Origin of the sequence: Streptomyces sp. NPDC050448, from assembly GCF_040655295.1 — a bacterium.
Taxonomy (GTDB): Bacteria; Actinomycetota; Actinomycetes; order Streptomycetales; family Streptomycetaceae; genus Streptomyces.
The window spans coordinates 91,251-110,003 of the sequence record NZ_JBFAJR010000009.1 but is presented as its reverse complement, the minus strand read 5'-3'; the positions used below and the strand labels follow the sequence as shown (position 1 = coordinate 110,003).

Annotated in this window: 16 protein-coding genes; 14 read left to right on the top strand and 2 right to left on the bottom strand. The window is 73.0% G+C overall.

Annotation, left to right across the window (positions count from 1 at the left end; translation table 11 throughout):
* The first annotated feature begins 23 nt into the window (after positions 1–23).
* Positions 24–1,355, top strand: coding sequence for an LLM class flavin-dependent oxidoreductase (locus AB0I68_RS13985; protein ID WP_363177496.1), 1,332 nt, complete (start codon positions 24–26; stop codon positions 1,353–1,355).
* A 93-nt stretch (positions 1,356–1,448) separates the two neighbouring features.
* Here AB0I68_RS13985 and AB0I68_RS13980 read toward each other — a convergent pair whose 3' ends face one another.
* Positions 1,449–2,369, bottom strand: coding sequence for an NADP-dependent oxidoreductase (locus tag AB0I68_RS13980; protein ID WP_363177495.1), 921 nt, complete (start codon positions 2,367–2,369; stop codon positions 1,449–1,451).
* A gap of 53 nt (positions 2,370–2,422) precedes the next feature.
* Positions 2,423–3,136: a DUF2470 domain-containing protein gene (locus tag AB0I68_RS13975; protein ID WP_363177494.1), complete on the bottom strand. Its 714-nt coding sequence runs from the start codon at positions 3,134–3,136 to the stop codon at positions 2,423–2,425.
* A 162-nt stretch (positions 3,137–3,298) separates the two neighbouring features.
* Here AB0I68_RS13975 and AB0I68_RS13970 point away from each other — a divergent pair, with 162 nt between their 5' ends.
* From AB0I68_RS13970 to AB0I68_RS13910, 13 genes are all read left to right on the top strand, one after another.
* Entirely contained in the window at positions 3,299–3,694 is a 396-nt protein-coding gene (locus tag AB0I68_RS13970; protein WP_030293940.1) for a cell division protein SepF, read from the top strand.
* 67 nt (positions 3,695–3,761) lie between these two features.
* Complete coding sequence (locus AB0I68_RS13965; protein WP_363177493.1) at positions 3,762–5,042, top strand: ATP-binding protein; 1,281 nt, start codon at positions 3,762–3,764, stop codon at positions 5,040–5,042.
* A 95-nt stretch (positions 5,043–5,137) separates the two neighbouring features.
* On the top strand, positions 5,138–5,479 hold the full coding sequence (locus tag AB0I68_RS13960) for a nucleotide pyrophosphohydrolase (RefSeq protein WP_363177564.1): 342 nt from the start codon (positions 5,138–5,140) through the stop codon (positions 5,477–5,479).
* Between the two features lie 123 nt (positions 5,480–5,602).
* Complete coding sequence (locus AB0I68_RS13955) at positions 5,603–6,088, top strand: DUF6099 family protein (RefSeq protein WP_053788447.1); 486 nt, start codon at positions 5,603–5,605, stop codon at positions 6,086–6,088.
* Positions 6,089–6,397: 309 nt separating this feature from the next.
* Positions 6,398–7,321 (top strand): LLM class F420-dependent oxidoreductase, encoded by a 924-nt coding sequence (locus tag AB0I68_RS13950; RefSeq protein ID WP_363177492.1) that lies wholly within the window; start codon positions 6,398–6,400, stop codon positions 7,319–7,321.
* Between the two features lie 15 nt (positions 7,322–7,336).
* Positions 7,337–8,236 (top strand): homocysteine S-methyltransferase, encoded by a 900-nt coding sequence (mmuM, locus tag AB0I68_RS13945; RefSeq protein WP_363177491.1) that lies wholly within the window; start codon positions 7,337–7,339, stop codon positions 8,234–8,236.
* A 38-nt stretch (positions 8,237–8,274) separates the two neighbouring features.
* On the top strand, positions 8,275–9,756 hold the full coding sequence (locus AB0I68_RS13940; RefSeq protein ID WP_363177490.1) for a 3' terminal RNA ribose 2'-O-methyltransferase Hen1: 1,482 nt from the start codon (positions 8,275–8,277) through the stop codon (positions 9,754–9,756).
* On the top strand, positions 9,753–12,344 hold the full coding sequence (locus tag AB0I68_RS13935) for a polynucleotide kinase-phosphatase (RefSeq protein ID WP_363177489.1): 2,592 nt from the start codon (positions 9,753–9,755) through the stop codon (positions 12,342–12,344). The genes AB0I68_RS13940 and AB0I68_RS13935 overlap by 4 nt, the downstream gene beginning before the upstream one ends.
* A gap of 188 nt (positions 12,345–12,532) precedes the next feature.
* The gene (locus tag AB0I68_RS13930) at positions 12,533–13,030 is read left to right on the top strand and encodes a hypothetical protein (protein WP_363177488.1); all 498 of its coding nucleotides are present in this window, start codon (positions 12,533–12,535) and stop codon (positions 13,028–13,030) included.
* A gap of 100 nt (positions 13,031–13,130) precedes the next feature.
* Positions 13,131–14,357, top strand: a complete 1,227-nt coding sequence (locus tag AB0I68_RS13925; protein ID WP_363177487.1) for an arginine deiminase — start codon at positions 13,131–13,133, stop codon at positions 14,355–14,357.
* A 103-nt stretch (positions 14,358–14,460) separates the two neighbouring features.
* Positions 14,461–15,474 carry an ornithine carbamoyltransferase gene (gene argF / locus AB0I68_RS13920; RefSeq protein ID WP_363177486.1) on the top strand — a complete coding sequence of 338 codons (1,014 nt, stop codon included), beginning with the start codon at positions 14,461–14,463 and terminating at the stop codon, positions 15,472–15,474.
* A 159-nt stretch (positions 15,475–15,633) separates the two neighbouring features.
* Positions 15,634–16,461 carry an enoyl-CoA hydratase family protein gene (locus AB0I68_RS13915; protein WP_363177485.1) on the top strand — a complete coding sequence of 276 codons (828 nt, stop codon included), beginning with the start codon at positions 15,634–15,636 and terminating at the stop codon, positions 16,459–16,461.
* Between the two features lie 4 nt (positions 16,462–16,465).
* The gene (locus AB0I68_RS13910) at positions 16,466–18,751 is read left to right on the top strand and encodes a bifunctional salicylyl-CoA 5-hydroxylase/oxidoreductase (protein ID WP_363177484.1); all 2,286 of its coding nucleotides are present in this window, start codon (positions 16,466–16,468) and stop codon (positions 18,749–18,751) included.
* Positions 18,752–18,753 lie beyond the last annotated feature (2 nt).

Below are 18,753 nucleotides of genomic sequence, written 5' to 3'. Positions count from 1 at the left end.
CCACGACCCGAGGAACATCAGCCATGACCGCACCCCGGACCCTCCACCTCAACGCCTTCCTCATGAACGCCGGCCACCACGACGCCGCCTGGCGGCACCCCGACAGCAGCCCCGAGCGGGTCACCGATCTGCGGTACTTCCAGGAGCTGGCCCGGACCGCCGAGCGTGGGCGGCTCGACTCGATCTTCTTCGCCGACGGGCTCGCCCTCTGGGGCAAGGCCCGCCACAACGCCCTCGGCGGGTTCGAGCCGCTCACCCTGCTCGCCGCCATCGCCGCAGTCACCGACCACATCGGGCTCATCGCCACCGTCTCCACCACCTTCAACGAGCCGTTCCACCTCGCCCGCAAGTTCGCCTCCCTCGACCACATCAGCAACGGCCGCGCCGGCTGGAACATCGTCACCTCAGGCACCGTCGACGAGGCCCGCAACTTCGGCCAGGACGAGCACCTCGAGCACAGCCTCCGCTACGACCGCGCCCGCGAGTTCCTCGACGTCGCCACCAAGCTCTGGGACAGCTGGGAGGACGACGCGATCGTCCTCGACAAGGAACGCGGCATCTATGCCGACACCGACAAGCTCCACCCCGCCGCCCACCGCGGCGCGTACTTCGGCGTCGCCGGCCCGCTCAACGTGCCCCGCTCCCCGCAGGGCCACCCGCTCCTCGTGCAGGCCGGATCCTCCGAGGACGGCAAGGAGTTCGCCGCCCAGTACGCCGAGGCCGTCTTCACCGCCCAGCAGACCCTCGCCGACGGGCAGACCTTCTACAAGGACCTCAAGTCGCGCCTCGCCAAGTACGGCCGGGCCGGGTCCGACCTGCTCGTCCTCCCCGGCATCGCGCCCGTCATCGGCTCCACCGAGGCCGAGGCGAAGGCCCTGGAGCAGGAGCTCACCGACCTCCAGGTGCCGGAGTACGGGCTCGCCCAGCTCTCCGGCATGCTCGGCACCGACCTCACCGGCCACCCCCTCGACGGCCCGCTGCCCGAGCTCCCCGAGGAGCGGGACATCAACGGCAACAAGAGCCGCTTCACCCTCGTGGCCGAACTGGCCCGCCGCGACGGCCTCACCCTGCGCGAGCTGATCGCCCGCCTCGGCGCCGGCCGCGGGCACCGCGTCTTCGCCGGCACGCCGGAGCAGATCGCGGACCAGCTGGAGGAGTGGTTCACGCACGGAGCCGCCGACGGCTTCAACATCATGGCGCCCGTCCTGCCGACCGGGCTCACCGCCTTCGTCGACCACGTCGTGCCGATCCTCCAGGAGCGCGGCCTGTTCCGTACGGAGTACACCGGGACGACCCTGCGCGAGAACTACGGTCTCCCGCGCCCGGCCAACCGCCATGCCGGGGCCGCCGCCTGAGCCGCCCTCGGCCGCTGCCCGCCGCCGGGGCCGGCCGCGCCGCCGGAGCACGCTGCTCCGGCGGCGCCCGCGCGGCGGCGGCCCGGCGTGCCGTCAGACCGTCAGGACGATCTTGCCGCGGGTGCGGCCCGCTGCGCTGAGGTCCCAGGCCTTCGCCGCCTCGGCGAGCGGCAGTGCGTGCTCCACGTTGACCGTGAGCTTCCCCGCGTCCGCCAGTTCGGCCAGGAACGTCAGGTCCGCGGTGTCCGGGCGCACCCACAGCTGGTGCGCGCCCTTGGCGGCGGCCTCGTAGTCGGCGATGGACACCACCCGGCTGCGCTCCTTGACGAGCGACTGGAGGATCTCGACGGCGCCGTCCCCGAAGAAGTCCAGCCCCGCGTCGATGCCTTCGGGGGCGAGTGCGCGGATCCGGTCCGCCAGGCCCTCCCCGTACAGGACGGGCTCGGCGCCGAGCGCGCGCAGGTAGTCGTGGTTGTGCGCGCCGGCCGTGCCGATGACGCGCAGGCCGAGGGCGACGGCGATCTGCACGCCGAAGGAGCCGGTGCCGCCGGCCGCGGAGTGGATGACGACGGTCTCGCCCGCCTTGAGGCCCGCGCGGGTGAGGGACTGGTACGCGGTGAGGCCGGACAGCGGGATGCCCGCGGCCTGCTCGAAGGTCAGCTCGTGCGGCTTGCGGGCCAGGGTCCGGACGGGGGCGGCGACCAGTTCGGCGTAAGTGCCGAGCTCGACCCAGTCTTTGCGGACGTATCCGTAGACCTCGTCGCCGACGGCGTAGTCGAAGGTGTCGGGGCCGACGGCCTCGACGACTCCGGCGACGTCCCAGCCGGGTATGACCGGGTAGCGGACTTCGAGGGTGGGGTCGAGGTATCCGGCGGCGAGCTTCCAGTCCACCGGGTTGACGCCGGCGGCCCTGACCCTGACCAGTACCTCGCCGGGGCCCACCTTGGGCTGCGGTAAGTCAACGAGCGTGAGGTTCCCGGAAGTTCCGTATGCGCTGTACGTGATTGCCTTCATGATCGTCCCCAACGGGGCCGCACACGGACCTATTCCTCAGGCGGGCGCATTCCTCACGCGGGCAGGCTGTTGCGGTGCGAGCTCCGCCGGGCCGCGCTGAACAGGGCCTGGATCTGCACCCCGGACTGCTCGACGTCGTCGAGCGGCGAGGGGAAGGGCAGCCGTACGTCGCGGTGGCCGCGCCGCTCTTCCAGGCGCAGGGTGATCCCGTACCGGTCCATGGCGAGCGGCAGGACGCGGACGATCGCCGCGGTGGGCAGCGGCCGGACCAGGCGCAGCAGGAGCGTGACGAGTTCGGCGTGGTCGTCGAGGAGGTGCGTGAGCATCCCGGCCTCGAACGGTGCGAGGGGGTCGGGGCAGGCCGCGTCGAGCTCGTCGAGGCCGACGTACGAGCGGCCCTCCGCGGTCTCCAGGACGACCCGGCCGAATTCCATGCAGGTGGAGTCGGTGCCTTCGTCCGTGTAGGGCGTGAGCAGGCGGCCCAGGACCGTGACGCGGGCGCGCACCCTGTCCCGTACGGGGGTGGGGGCGATGTCGGTGAACTCCAGCCGGATCGACGGCCGGTGCGCGCAGTCGCCGCCGGGCTCGGCGGGGTGCAGGTGCAGCCGGCCCATCGGGTCCGCCCCGTCGAGGTGGCGGACTTCGCTGCGCAGCCCGCCGGTGACCACGGTCATGGAGTGGGCGGCGGCCAGGATCGACCGGACCCGCTCGGCGTCGGCGGGCCGGCCGGCGGCCGGAGTGGCGGGGGCAGCACCGGACATGCGCATGCGGGTCTCTCCATCGTCCTGGGCAAGTGACTTAGGTATGCCTAACTTAACCTACTCGGATCGGTGGGCGTACCCCGTGTCCCTCGTGTCGTTGTTGGGCTGAACGGGTGAAACGCGAGAGGATGGCGGGATGCACATGAAGCGCACGGCCGAGGCGGCCCGGTGAGCAGGTACGACGTCACGGACGAACAGTGGGAGGGGCTCGCGCAGGTGGTCCCCCTGCGCAGTCGCAACGAGTGGCCCTCCCGGGTGGACCACCGCACGATCCCCACGGCGCCGGGAGCTGCCGCGGCGGAACAGCGGCGCTTCGTCGTGATCCGGGTCCAGATCTTCGCCGATGCCCGGGAGGTGGCCGAGTACCTGATAGCGCAGATCCCGGTGCTGCTCGACCTCACCGGTGCGGACAGCGAAGTGGCCAAGCGGATCCTCGACTTCAGCAGCGGCGTGGTCTTCGGACTGGGCAGCGGGATGCACCGGGTCGACCGGAACGTCTTCCTGCTGGCGCCCGTCGGGACCGAGGTGGAGGGGATCGCGGCGGCCGCCGTCCCCCGATCGTAGGAAGGTCGCCTCGACGGAACGGTTCGCCGTGCCCACCGGGGGCCCGGCGGCCCGTACCGTCCGGCGCATGGACGCCACCCTGGACGCGGCAGGGGCCTCGGCCTCTGCTTCCGCCTCTGCCCCTGCCGCGTTAGCCGCTGCCCCTGCCGCCCCCTCCGCCGCTGCCGCCGTGTCGGCAGGCGGCGCCGCATCCGCCGCTGCGGCGGTTGCCGACCGGGGTGTCGTGCACCACCGGCCCGCCGTCACCGAGTTGCGGCTCTCCGCCTTCGGCAGGCACCGCGCGGCCGCCTTCCCGCTCGGGCCCGTGACCTTCCTCTCCGGGCCCAGCGGCAGCGGCAAGTCCCAGGCCCTGGCCGCCTACGAGGCCCTGGCCGGGCTGGGATCCGGCGCCACCCTGGAGGAGGCGTTTCCCGACCCGCCGGCCCGCATCCCCGACCGGGCCCTGCCCGACGGCCAGGGGCGGCGCGGATTCCGCATCGGCTGCACCGTCGACGGCCCGGCCGGGCCCGTCCGCCTCGACCTCGCCGTACAGGCCGAGCCCGCGCTGCGGATCGCCGGCGAACGGCTCTCGGTGGACGGGCGGGTCCTGCTCAGCACCGCCCTGCGCGACCCCGGCCGGCGCTCCGTACATGCCTCCTGGCTGACCGGCGGAGCCATCGGCGTGACCCGGGCCCCGCTGCCCGACGACCGGCTCGGCACCGCCCTCCTCCCGCTGCGCGTGGCCGGCTCGACGGCCGGACAGCGGCAGGTCCTCGCCGCCGCCGAGCAGGTGGTGGTGGCCCTGCGCTCGGTGTTCCCCTGCGACCCGCGCCCGGACCGGATGCGCGCACCCGTCCCGCCGGGCGAGGGCCGGCTGCTGGGCGACTGCGCCAATCTCGCCGACGTCCTGCGCCGGACCCGCCACGAATGCGGCACCCGCCACGCGCTGCTGGCCGCGGCGGCGCGGACCGGCTGCGCGGGCCCGGTGCAGGGCCTGGACGTACGGACTCCCGCGAACGGCCCGGTCACGGCGCTCCTGGACCGCGGCTCCGCCGGGCCGGCCACGGAACTGGGGCGGCTTGGCGCGGGCGAGCTCCGCTTCCTCGCGCTGGCGCTGGTCCTGCTGACCGGCCCGGGGGTACTGGCCATGGACCCGGCCGCCGAACTGCTCTCCGCCCGGCAGGCGCTGACCGTCCTCGCCGACGGCTTCGACCGCGGCCTGGACCGGCGGCAGAACGCCGAACTGCTGCGGCTGGCCCTGCTGTCCTGCGGACGCGGCCATGTCCGCCTGGTCGCGGCGGTGGGGGAGGAGACGGCCGCGGCCGCCCGCGTGGCCCCGGGGGTCACGGTGGTAGACCTGACGCCATGAGCGATACGCCCGACACGCCCGACACGCACCACACGCCCGACACGCACGGCACGCACGGCACAGGGGGCGCGAACCCGCCGCACCCGGGCGAACGGCTGACCCAACTGCAGCGGCGGCTGGCCGAGTTCGCCGCGGCGCGCGGCTGGGAGCCGTTCCACACGCCCAAGAACCTGGCCGCGGCGCTGAGCGTGGAGGCGGCCGAACTGGTCGAAATCTTCCAGTGGCTGACCCCGGAACAGTCGGCGAAGGTTATGGAGAAGCCGGAAACCGCGCACCGCGTGGCCGATGAGGTGGCCGACGTGCTGGCGTATCTGCTGCAATTCTGTGAGGTTCTCGGGGTGGATGTGCTGGATGCGCTCGCCGCGAAGATCGAGAGGAACGAGCTCCGCTTCCCGGTGACAGGGCCACCTTCATCAAATTGTCACTCTTCGGAGTGATGGCGTCATCCACAACCATGTTTGTGTCCATAGATTTCCGAATACCCCTGGCTTTACTGGCCCATTGCCCTCACTCTGGGTAGTGGTGAGAACGGCGGATGTCGTGCGGACGGGGGACGGCATATGGATGCGGTACGGCTCATCGCGGCCGGCAGGCACGCGCTGGCGCAGAGCGGGGCGGCGATGGACATCGTGGGCGAGGCCTGGCAGGCCCAGGCGCTCGCGCAGGGGATAGGGAGCTGGCTGGCGGTCACCGGGCCGCCGGAGCTGAGATCGGAGGCAAGGGGACTGGGTGAAGCGGGAGGCAGAGGCTGCGGGGTGCTCGACAGAGCCGCCCTGCGCGGCGAGGGCAGCGCGCCCGATTATCCGCCGAGAGCGGCGCAGCTGACCGAGGTGGCGGACGTGCGCCAGGCTCTGCTCGGACTGCAGGCGCTGCTCGGCGAAGTGGGGATAGCCCTGGTCGGGGTGGCCTGTGCGACGGACGACGAGGGCCTGTACTGGCAGTGCATAGAGTCCATCGACGCGGCCGACGAATCGAGCGACCGGGTCCGGGCCGTCCTGCGCCGCCTGGCGGTCCGCGAACGGGGGTCCGCCTCCGGCGTGGCCTGACGGGAGAACGGGGTCGAGGGGCCGCCGCGCGCGACGCGACCCGCTCGGTCAGTTCGACCGGTAGGACGGGCGCCCCCTGGCGGCCTCCTCGGCCCTGGCCCTTCCCGGGCGGAAGGGGGCGGTGGACGCACCGGCGAAATGCCGCCGGCGCGCGGGCCGGGCGGTCCGGCTCCGTCCGAGCCGACGAGCCCCATCCGGGCCGGCCACTGGCCGGGCGCGGGGCGGACCGTCGGGTTGACGCAGATTCACCCTGCCGGGGTGGGACCGTGGCACCCGCCGGAGGTGGCCGGGGGAGGCAGGATGGGAGTCATGGATCTCCGTATTTTCACCGAGCCCCAGCAGGGCGCGAGCTACGACACCCTCCTGACCGTCGCCAAGGCCACCGAGGACCTGGGATTCGACGCGTTCTTCCGGTCCGACCACTATCTGCGGATGGGCTCGGCGGACGGCCTGCCCGGGCCCACCGACGCCTGGATCACCCTTGCGGGCCTGGCCCGGGAAACGCGGCGGATCCGGCTGGGCACGCTGATGACGGCCGGCACCTTCCGGCTGCCCGGCGTGCTCGCCATCCAGGTGGCCCAGGTCGACCAGATGTCCGGCGGCCGGGTCGAACTGGGCCTGGGCGCGGGCTGGTTCGAGGGGGAGCACAAGGCGTACGGCATCCCCTTCCCGGCGGAGCGGATGGCCCGGCTGGAGGAACAGCTGGCCATCGTCACCGGCCTGTGGGCGACCGCGCCCGGGGCCACCTTCGACTTCGCGGGCACCCACTACCAGGTGGAGAACTCCCCGGCGCTGCCCAAGCCGGCCCAGGCCAAGGTGCCCGTGCTCATCGGCGGCCACGGTGCGAAGCGCACCCCGCGCCTCGCCGCCCGGTACGCGGACGAGTTCAACATGCCGTTCGCGTCGATCGCGGACAGCGAGCGGCAGTTCGGCCGGGTGCGCAGGGCCGCCGAGGAGGCCGGGCGGGGGGCCGACGAGCTCGTCTACTCCAACGCCCTCGTGGTGTGTGTCGGCAAGAACGACGCCGAGGTCGCGCGCCGGGCCGCCGCCATCGGCCGGAACGTGGACGAACTCAAGGCCAACGGCCTGGCCGGCTCCCCGGCCGAGGTCGTGGAGAAGATCGGCGCCTACGCGGCCGTCGGCTGCTCCCGCGTCTACCTCCAGCTGCTCGACCTCGACGACCTGGACCACCTGGAGCTGATCTCGGCCCAGGTGCTGTCCCAGCTCGGCTGAGGGAGGCGGAGACCGATGCCCCGCGCGTCCGGCCCGCTCGCCGAGGCCCTGGCCCGCAGGACCGTGCTCCTGGACGGCGGGCTGAGCAACCAGCTCACCGACCAGGGCTGCGACCTGTCCGGCGGCCTCTGGTCGGGCCGGGTGCTCGCCGAGCGGCCGGACCAGGTGGAGGCCGCCCACACGGCGTACGCGCGGGCCGGCGCCGAGGTGCTGATCACCGCCAGCTACCAGGTGGGGTACGAGGCCTTCGCCGCCCACGGCCACGACCGGGCCGAGACCACCGCCCTGCTGCACCGCGGCGTCGCACTCGCCGCCCGGGCGGCCGAGGCCGCGGACCACGACGTCTGGGTCGCCGCCTCCGTCGGCCCGTACGGGGCGGTGCTCGCGGACGGCTCCGAGTACCGGGGGCGGTACGGGCTGAGCGTGCGCGAGCTCGCCGCCTTCCACCGCCCCCGCATCGAGGCCCTGCTCGAGGCGGGCCCCGACGTCCTGGCCCTGGAGACCGTCCCGGACGCCGACGAGGCCGAGGCCCTCCTCACCGTCCTCGCCGGGACCGGCGCGCCCGCCTGGCTGAGCTACACCGTGGCCGACGCCCGCACCCGAGCCGGCCAGCCCCTCCCCGAGGCCTTCGCCCTCGCGGCCGGCACCCCGGAGATCATCGCCCTCGGCGTCAACTGCTGCGACCCGGCGGATGTGCAGCCCGCCCTCGAGGCGGCCGCGGCCGTCACCGCCAAGCCGCTCCTGGCCTACCCCAACGACGGCTCCGTCTGGGACGCCGCCACCCGTGAATGGCACGCACCGGCCGACCCCGCCCCCTGGCCCACGGCCGCCTGGCGCCGCACCGGCGCCCGCCTCATCGGCGGCTGCTGCCGCATCGGCCCGGCCCGTATCGCGCGGCTGGCTGCCGGAAAATAGGGCGCGGACACGGCAGGCGACCAGCAAGAATCGGTCGTGTGTTCCTGACGATCTCCGCCACCGGTACCCCTGAACGACCCGCCACCGACCTGGGCTTTCTGCTGCACAAGCATCCCGGCAAGGCGCAGGCGTTCGCCACCTCCCACGGCACCGCCCACGTGTTCTACCCCGAGGCCACGGCCGAGCGGTGCACCGCGGCCCTGCTGCTGGAGGTGGATCCCGTCGCACTCGTGCGGCGCGGCCAGGGCAAGGGCCGGGGCGGGGCGCCCGACGCCGCGCTCGCGCAGTACGTCAACGACCGCCCGTACGCCGCCTCCTCGCTGCTCGCCGTCGCGCTCAGCGGGGTCTTCCGCAGTGCGCTGAAGGGCCAGTGCACCGCCCGCCCGGAGCTGCCGGAGCAGGCCCGCCCGCTGCGGATCGAGATCCCGGCACTGCCCGCCCGGGGCGGGGCGGCCCTGGTGCACCGGCTGTTCGACCCGCTCGGCTGGGACCTCGTACGGGCCGAACCCGTGCCGCTCGACGAGCAGTTCCCCGAGTGGGGGGACTCCCGGTACGTACGGCTCGTCCTGGAGGGCGAGCTGCGGCTCGCCGACGCGCTGCGGCAGCTCTACGTCCTGCTGCCCGTGCTCGACGACGCCAAGCACTACTGGGTCGCCCCCGACGAGGTGGACAAGCTGCTGCGCGCCGGAGACGGCTGGCTGGCCGCGCACCCCGAGAACGGGCTGATCACCTCCCGCTACCTCGCCCGCCACAAGCGGCTGACCCAGGACGCCCTCGACCGCCTGGAGCTGGTCCGCCTGGCCGAGGCCGACGGCAGTGAGGTGGAGGAGATCGACAACGCGGTCGACGAGCACAGCGACACCGAGGAGAAGCCCGTACCGCTCGCGGTGCAGCGGCGCGAGGCGATCCTCGGCGCACTGCGCGCCGCCGGCGCGGCCCGGGTCCTCGACCTCGGCTGCGGACAGGGCCAGCTGGTGCAGGCGCTCCTCAAGGACGTGGCCTTCACCGAGATCGTCGGTGTCGACGTGTCCATGCGGGCCCTCGGGATGGCCGCCAAGCGGCTGCGGCTGGAGCGGATGGGCGAGCGGCAGAGCAGCCGCGTGCAGTTGCTCCAGGGCTCGCTCGCGTACACGGACAAGCGGCTGGCCGGGTACGACGCGGCCGTACTCAGCGAGGTCATCGAGCACCTGGACCTGCCGCGGCTGCCCGCCCTGGAGTACGCGGTGTTCGGCGCGGCCCGCCCCCGCACGGTCCTCGTCACCACCCCGAACGTCGAATACAACGTCCGCTGGGAGACCCTGCCCGCCGGGCACGTCCGGCACGGCGACCACCGCTTCGAGTGGACCCGCGCGGAGTTCCGTACCTGGGCCGGCGAGATCGCCGGACGGTACGGGTACGCCGTCGAGTTCGTTCCCGTCGGGGACGACGACCCCGAGGTGGGGCCGCCGACCCAGATGGCCGTCTTCAGCCGGACCGGCACCGAGACCACCGACACCCCGAAGGAGGGCGAGGCAGCATGACCACCACCGACTCCGACGGCAGGCGACGCGTACTTCCCGTCACCGACCTGTCCCTCGTCGTCCTGATCGGCGCCACCGGATCCGGGAAGTCCACCTTCGCCCGCAAGCACTTCAAGGCCACCGAGGTCATCTCCTCCGACTACTGCCGGGGCCTCGTCGCCGACGACGAGAACGACCAGAGCGCCAGCAAGGACGCCTTCGACGTCCTGCACTACATCGCGGGCAAACGCCTCGCCGCCGGGCGCCTCACCGTCGTGGACGCCACCAGCGTCCAGCAGGAGGCGCGCCGCCAGCTGGTCCAGCTCGCCCGCGCGCACGACGTGCTGCCCATCGCCATCGTCCTCGACCTGCCCGAGGAGGTCTGCGCCGAACGCAACGCAGCCCGCCCCGACCGCGCCGGGCTGCCCCGCGCCGTCATCCAGCGGCACCGCCGCGACCTGCGCCGCTCGCTGCGCGGACTGGAGCGCGAGGGCTTCCGCAAGGTGCACGTGCTGCGCTCCGTCGAGGAGGTCGAGACCGCCGAAGTCGTCCTGGAGAAGCGCTTCAACGACCTCACCCACCTCACCGGCCCCTTCGACATCATCGGCGACATCCACGGCTGTTCCTCCGAGCTGGAGACCCTGCTCGGCAAGCTCGGGTACGAGGACGGCGTCCACCCGGAGGGCCGCACCGCCGTCTTCGTCGGCGACCTCGTCGACCGCGGCCCGGACAGCCCCGGCGTACTGCGCCGGGTGATGGGCATGGTCGGGTCGGGCAACGCCCTGTGCGTGCCCGGGAACCACGAGAACAAGCTCGGCCGTCACCTCAAGGGCTCCAAGGTCCAGCAGACCCACGGGCTCGCCGAGACGATCGAGCAGCTTCGCCTGGAGCCGGAGGAGTTCGTCCAGGAGGTCCGCACGTTCATTGCGGGCCTCGTCAGCCACTACGTCCTCGACGGCGGCAAGCTGGTGGTCTGCCACGCCGGTCTGCCCGAGAAGTACCACGGCCGCACCTCCGGCCGGGTCCGCTCGCACGCCCTCTACGGGGAGACCACCGGCGAGACCGACGAGTTCGGCCTGCCCGTGCGCTACCCGTGGGCCGAGGACTACCGCGGCAGGGCGGTCGTGGTCTACGGCCACACCCCGGTCCCGGACACCGCCTGGATCAACAACACCATCTGCCTGGACACCGGCGCCGTCTTCGGCGGGAAGATGACCGCCCTGCGCTGGCCCGAGCGCGAACTGGTCGACGTACCGGCCGAGAAGGTCTGGTACGAGCCGGTCAAGCCGCTCGCCGGCGAGGCGCCGGGCGGCTGGGGGTCCCCCCGGACGGAGTCCGGGGCAGGGCGGCCGCTCGACCTGGGCGACGTCCGGGGGCGCCGGATCGTCGAGACCCGGCACCTGGGCAACGTCAACGTGCGCGAGGAGAACGCGGCGGCCGCCCTGGAGGTCATGAGCCGCTTCGCGGTGGACCCGCGGCTGGTTCCGTACCTGCCGCCCACCATGGCGCCCACGGCCACCTCGCACGAAGAGGGCTACCTGGAGCACCCGGCCGAGGCCTTCGCCCAGTACCGCAAGGACGGCATCGCCCAGGTCGTCTGCGAGGAGAAGCACATGGGCTCCCGCGCCACCGTCCTGGTCTGCAAGGACGCCGGGACGGCCCGCGAGCGGTTCGGCGTCGACGGGGCCACCGGTTCCGTCTACACCCGCACCGGCCGGCCCTTCTTCCACGACCCCGAGGTCACCGAGGAGGTCCTCGCCCGGCTCCGCGGCGCCCTCACCGGCGCGGGCCTGTGGGAGGAGCTCGCCACCGACTGGCTGCTGCTGGACGGGGAGCTCCTGCCCTGGTCGCTGAAGTCCACCGGCCTGCTGCGCAACCAGTACGCCGCCGTCGGCGCGGCCTCCCGCGCCGTCTTCCCGGACGCCCTCACCGCCCTGGCCGCGGCCACCGAGCGGGGCATCGACACCGGCGGTCTGCTCGCCCGCCAGCGGGACCGGGCCGTCGACGCCGAGCGGTTCACCGAGGCCTACCGGCGCTACTGCTGGACCACCGACGGGCTCGACGGCGTACGGTTCGCGCCCTTCCAGCTCCTGGCGGCAGCCGGGCGCTCGCTGGCCGACGTACCGCACGACGAGCAGCTGTTCTGGCTGGACCGGCTCGTTGAAGCCGATGACCCCGGCAAACCGGCCGGCACCGGGCTGCTGCGCCGCACCGGCCGGATCCTGGTGGACACCGCCGACGAGGACTCCGTACGGGCGGGCACCGACTGGTGGCTCGCGCTCACGGCCGCCGGCGGCGAGGGCATGGTCGTCAAGCCGCTCCAGGCGTACGCCCGGGACGGCAGGGGCCGCCTGGTCCAGCCCGGCGTCAAGGTCCGCGGCCGCGAGTACCTGCGGATCATCTACGGCCCGGAATACACGCGTCCGGAGCAGCTGGAGAAGCTGCGCCAGCGGTTCCTGGGGCACAAGCGCTCGCTGGCCCTGCGCGAGTACGCACTCGGGCTGGAGGCCCTCGACCGGCTGGCCGGCGAGGAGCCGCTGTGGCGGGTGCACGAGGCGGTCTTCGCGGTGCTCGCCCTCGAATCGGAGCCGGTGGACCCCCGGTTGTGACGCCGAGCGTGACGCCGACGGTGACGGCGCGTCGCACGCCGCCGTAAAGGCGAGGCCCCCGTACGGCCCCGAATTCGGTCGTATGGGGGAACTTTCCCGAAGAACGCCGGGAAACCCACCTGCGGGATCGTTCATCCAGGGCAGCGGAATGTCCGCGACCCTGGAAGAACGGAACGTCACCTATGAAGATGACCGCGCGCGGAAGCATGGCGGTACTCATGACCTGTATGGCCGCGGCCGGCGCGGCCACCCCGGCCATGGCCGACTCGGTGCCGGTGGGTGTCCCCCTGGACGCCGTGAAGACCACGCTGGGCGTGGACACCCCGCGCGTGGCCACGGCGGTGCCGGTGCCGGTCGTCGGCGCCCCGGAGGCACCCCGACACCACACGGGCGATCTGCTCCCCAGCCCGGTCCTCCCGGTACTGCCGATCGGCACCCAGCTCGGCAGCACCCTGGTCGGGGCGCCGGTGCCGAACCTGCTCGGCGACCCGAAGACGGACGCCGAGGGCACGCTGGAGGCCCCGGCCACCGATCTGCTCGCCCGCACCCCCGGTGCGGCCGTCGGCGCCCCGCTGACGATGCCGGACGGCGACAACTTCGGGATCCCGGACCTGGCCGTCCCCAAGCTGGGCCTGACCACCCCGGAGCCGGCCGGGGCCCCGACGACGCTCCTCGGTCTGCGCTGACCCCGCGGGGACTGCCGGGTCCGCAGGGGCTGCCGGTCCCACCCGGTCTCCTGAGCGAACGCCACGTCAAAAAGTCGTCCGGTCTGCGAACGTGTACGCCATGGGATTCCATGTCGACTCCGAGACCGGGCGGCTTCGCCGCGTCATCCTCCACCGGCCCGACCTGGAGCTGAAGCGGCTCACACCGACCAACAAGGACGCACTGCTCTTCGACGACGTGCTGTGGGTGCGCCGGGCCCGTCAGGAGCACGACGGCTTCGCCGACGTACTGCGCGACCGCGGCGTGGAGGTGCACCTCTTCGGCGACCTGCTGTGCGAGGCCCTGGCCATCCCCGAGGCCAGACACCTCGTCCTGGACCGGGTGTTCGACGAGAAGGAGTACGGGCCGCTCGCCACCGACCACCTGCGCGCGGTCTTCGACGGACTGCCGGCGACGGGGCTGGCCGAGGCGCTGGTCGGCGGGATGACCAAGCGCGAGTACCTGGAGCGGCACGCCGAGCCGGTGTCGGTCCGCTTCCACGCCATGGAGCTGGACGACTTCCTGCTGGGGCCGCTGCCCAACCACCTGTTCACCCGGGACACCTCCGCCTGGATCTACGACGGGGTGTCCATCAACGCCATGCGCTGGCCGGCCCGGCAGCGCGAGACCGTGCACTTCGAGGCGATCTACAAGCACCACCCGCTCTTCACCTCGTCGGGGGCCTTCCACTACTGGTCGCAGGGGCAGGCGGACTACCCCTCGACCATCGAGGGCGGGGACGTGCTCGTCATCGGCAACGGCGCGGTGCTCATCGGGATGAGCGAGCGGACCACGCCGCAGGCGGTGGAGATGCTCGCGCGCGGCCTGTTCGCGGCCGGGTCGGCGACCACCATCGTGGCGCTGGACATGCCGAAGCGGCGGGCCTTCATGCACCTGGACACGGTGATGACGATGGTGGACGGAGATACGTTCACCCAGTACGCGGGCCTCGGCATGCTGCGCTCCTACACGATCGAGCCGGGCGCGGGCCTGCAGGAGCTGAAGGTGACCGACCATCCGCCGGAGCACATGCACCGGGCGATCGCGGCGGCGCTCGGGCTGGCCTCGATCCGGGTGCTGACCGCCACGCAGGACGTGCACGCGGCGGAGCGCGAGCAGTGGGACGACGGCTGCAACGTGCTGGCCGTCGAGCCGGGGGTCGTGGTGGCGTACGAGCGGAACGTGACGACCAACACCCACCTGCGCAAGGAGGGCATAGAGGTCATCGAGATCCCGGGGAGCGAACTGGGGCGGGGCCGGGGCGGGCCGCGGTGCATGAGCTGCCCGGTGGAGCGGGACCCGGCCTGATCGGGACCCGGCCTGACCGGAACGGGAACAGGGGCTGAATATCAATACGGGGGATCGTATAGACTTCCAGCATCCCCTGCCAGTGCGACCCTGGAGTGTCCCCATGGCCACCGACCTCGTCGGCCGCAGTTTCCTCAAGGAGCTCGACTTCTCCGCCGCCGAGTTCCGCGGTCTGGTCGAGCTCGCCGCCGACCTCAAGGCGGCCAAGAAGGCCGGGGCCGAGCAGCGCCGCCTCCAGGGCCGGAACATCGCGCTGATCTTCGAGAAGACCTCGACGCGCACCCGCTGCGCGTTCGAGGTCGCCGCAGCCGACCAGGGCGCCCACACCACGTACCTCGACCCGGCCGGCTCCCAGATCGGCCACAAGGAGTCGGTCAAGGACACGGCGCGGGTGCTCGGCCGGATGTTCGACGGCATCGAGTACCGGGGGGACAGCCAGGAGGCCGTCGAGGCGCTCGCCGCCCACTCCGGCGTGCCGGTGTTCAACGGGCTCACCGACGACTGGCACCCCACCCAGATGCTGGCCGACGTGCTCACCATGACCGAGCACTGCGCCAAGCCGCTGGACCGGATCGCCTTCGCCTACCTCGGCGACGCCCGCTTCAACATGGGCAACTCCTACCTGGTCACCGGTGCGCTGCTCGGCATGGACGTACGCATCGTCGCACCGAAGGCCTACTGGCCGGCCGAGTCCGTGGTGTCGAGGGCGCGCGAGCTCGCGGCCGCCAGCGGGGCCCGCATCACCCTGACGGAGGAGGTCGCCGAGGGGGTGTCCCAGGCGGACTTCGTCGCCACCGACGTGTGGGTCTCCATGGGCGAGCCCAAGGAGGTCTGGGACGAGCGGATCGGCGCCCTGGCCCCGTACAGCGTCACGATGGACGTGCTCCGCGCGACCGGCAACCCGGACGTGAAGTTCCTGCACTGCCTGCCCGCCTTCCACGACCTGGGCACCAAGGTCGGCCGGGAGATCCACGAGCGGCACGGGCTGGACTCGCTGGAGGTGACGGACGAGGTGTTCGAATCCGCGCACTCCCTCGTCTTCGACGAGGCCGAGAACCGGCTGCACACCATCAAGGCCGTGCTCGTCGCCACCCTCGCCCAGCCGGTTGCCGCCTAGTACCGCATAGTCATGCGGGCCGCGCCGGCAGGGTGAACCAGACGGCCTTCCCGTTCGCGGCCGGCGGCTCCGCCGTGTCCCTGCCGTGGGGGCGTGCGCCCTCACTCACGTGTCGCGTTTCTGTGACGGCAGTCACGATGCGGTGATACCGTCGATCGTGTGAGCCCCTTCATCGGTTCCACAGCAGCGACCGAACGGTGGCGCCACCTGCGGGTGTCCCGGCAGGACGGCGTGGCCACCGTCACCCTCGACCGCCCCGAGAAACTCAACGCCCTCACCTTCGGCGCCTACGCCGACCTGCGCGATCTGCTCGCCGAGCTCTCCCGGGAGCGATCCGTGCGCGCCCTCGTGCTCGGCGGCGAGGGGCGCGGCTTCTGCTCCGGCGGAGACGTCGACGAGATCATCGGCGCCACCCTGGCCATGGACACCGCCCAGCTCCTCGACTTCAACCGGATGACCGGCCAGGTGGTGCGGGCCATCCGCGAATGCCCCTTCCCGGTGATCGCCGCCGTGCACGGGGTCGCCGCCGGCGCCGGCGCCGTCCTCGCCCTCGCCGCCGACTTCCGGATCGCCGACCCCACCGCCCGCTTCGCGTTCCTCTTCACCCGCGTCGGCCTCTCCGGCGGGGACATGGGCGCCGCGTACCTGCTGCCCCGCGTCGTCGGCCTCGGCCACGCCACCCGGCTGCTGATGCTCGGAGAGCCCGTACGGGCGCCGGAGGCCGAGCGCATCGGCCTGCTCAGCGAGCTCACCGAAGAAGGCAAGGCCGACGTGCGGGCCGCGGAACTCGCCGCGCACCTCGCCGCCGGACCGGCCCTCGCGTACGCGCAGACCAAGGCACTGCTGACCGCCGAGCTCGACATGCCGCTGGCCGCTTCGGTCGAGCTCGACGCCAACACCCAGGCCCTGCTGATGAACGGCCGGGACTACGCCGAGTTCCACGCCGCCTTCACCGCGAAGCGGCCCCCGGAGTGGAAGGGCAGGTAGCGCCATGGCTGCGGGCACCATGCCGGTCGACGGCTCCCGGCGCACCACCCTGCGGGTCGCCGTCGTCGGCGGCGGGCCGGGGGGCCTGTACGCCGCCGCACTGCTGGCCCGCCAGGGCCACACCGTCGAGGTCTGGGAACGCAATGCCCCCGAGGACACCTTCGGCTTCGGCGTGGTGCTCTCCGACGAGACGCTCGGCGGCATCGAACGGGCCGACACCCTGGTCTACGCCGCCCTCGGCGCGGAGTTCGTGCGCTGGGACGACATCGACATCGTGCACCGGGGGCGGCTGCTGACCTCCGGCGGCCACGGCTTCGCCGCCCTCGGGCGGCGCAGGCTGCTGGAGATCCTGCACGAGCGCTGCGCCGGGCTCGGAGTGCAGCTGCGCTTGCGCACCGGGGCACCGGCCGCCGCGGCACTGGCTGCCTCGTACGACCTGGTGGTCGCGGCCGACGGAGTGCACAGCGCGACCCGGCAGAGCGGCGCCGCGCACTTCCGGCCGACGCTGACGAGCGGGCACTGCCGGTACATCTGGCTCGCCGCCGACTTCGCCTTCGACGCCTTCCGCTTCGAGATCGCGGAGACCGAGCACGGCGTCATGCAGCTGCACGCCTACCCGTACTCCGCGGACGCCTCCACGGTGATCGTCGAGATGCACGAGAAGGTGTGGCGGGCGGCCGGCCTCGACCTGTGCGACGAGGACGAATCGGCCGCCCGCTGCGCCAAGATCTTCAGCGAGGCCCTGCGCGGCCGGCCGCTGCACGGAAACCGCTCGGCGTGGACGGAGTTCCGTACGGTCGTCAACGAGCGGTGGTCCCACGGCAACGTCGTGCTGCTCGGCGACGCGGCGCACACCGCGCACTTCTCGATCGGCTCCGGCACCAAGCTGGCGGTGGAGGACGCGCTCGCGCTCGCCGAAGCCGTGGCCACAGAGCCGGACGTACCCGCCGCCCTGGCCGCGTACGAGGCCGCGCGGCGGCCGGCGGTGGCCTCGACCCAGCGGGCCGCAGCCGCCAGCATGCGGTGGTTCGAGGAGATCGCCGGGTACGTGGACCAGCCCGCCCGGCAGTTCGCCTTCAACCTGCTCACCCGCAGCCGCCGGGTGACCCACGACAACCTGCGGCTGCGCGACGAGCGGTTCACCCGCGCCGTGGAGCGGGACTTCGGCTGCCCGGACGAGAACACCCCGCCGATGTTCACGCCGCTGAAGCTGCGCGGGCTGACCCTGCGCAACCGGGTCGTGGTCTCCCCGATGGACATGTACAGCGCACAGGACGGCGACGGGACTCCCGGGGACTTCCACCTGGTCCACCTCGGCGCGCGGGCCCTCGGCGGAGCCGCCCTGGTGATGACCGAGATGGTCTGCGTGTCCGCCGAGGGCCGGATCACCCCCGGCTGCACCGGCCTGTACACGGGGGAGCAGGCGGCGGCCTGGACCCGGATCGCGGACTTCGTGCACACCTCCGCGCCCGGCACCGCGCTCGGTGTCCAGCTCGGCCACTCAGGCCGCAAGGGCTCGACGCGGCTGATGTGGGAGGGCATGGACGACCCCCTCCCGGAGGGAAACTGGCCGGTGGCGGCCGCCTCGGAACTGCCCTACCGGCCGGGCGTCTCGGCCGTCCCGCGCGCGCTGACCGCACAGGACCTCGCGTCGATCCGCTCCGACTTCGCCGCAGCCGCGGTACGGGCCGCCGGCTGCGGGTTCGACCTGCTGGAACTGCACTGCGCCCACGGCTATCTGCTGTCCGGCTTCCTGTCCCCGCTCACCAACCACCGCACGGACGCCTACGGCGGCCCGCTGGAGAACCGGCTCCGGTTCCCGCTGGAGGTCTTCGACGCCGTCCGCGCCGTCTGGCCCGACGACCGCCCGATGACCGTCCGCATCTCTGCCACCGACTGGGCCCCGGGCGGCACCTGCGCCCAGGACGCGGTGGACATCGCGGCCGCCTTCGCCGCCCACGGCGCCGACGCCATCGACGTGTCGACCGGCCAGGTGGTGGCGGACGAGACCCCCGAGTACGGGCGCTCGTACCAGACCCCGTACGCGGACCGGATCCGCAACGCGCTGGGCGTCCCGGTCATCGCCGTCGGCGCCATCTCCTCCTGGGACGACGTGAACTCCCTGCTGCTGGCGGGCCGCGCCGACCTCTGCGCCGTCGGCCGCCCCCACCTGTACGACCCGCACTGGACCCTGCACGCGGCCGCCGACCAGTCCTACGCCGGCCCGGCCGCGCCCTGGCCCGCCCCGTACCGGGCGGGCAGCCGCAAACCGCCGACCGGGCGCGGCTGAGG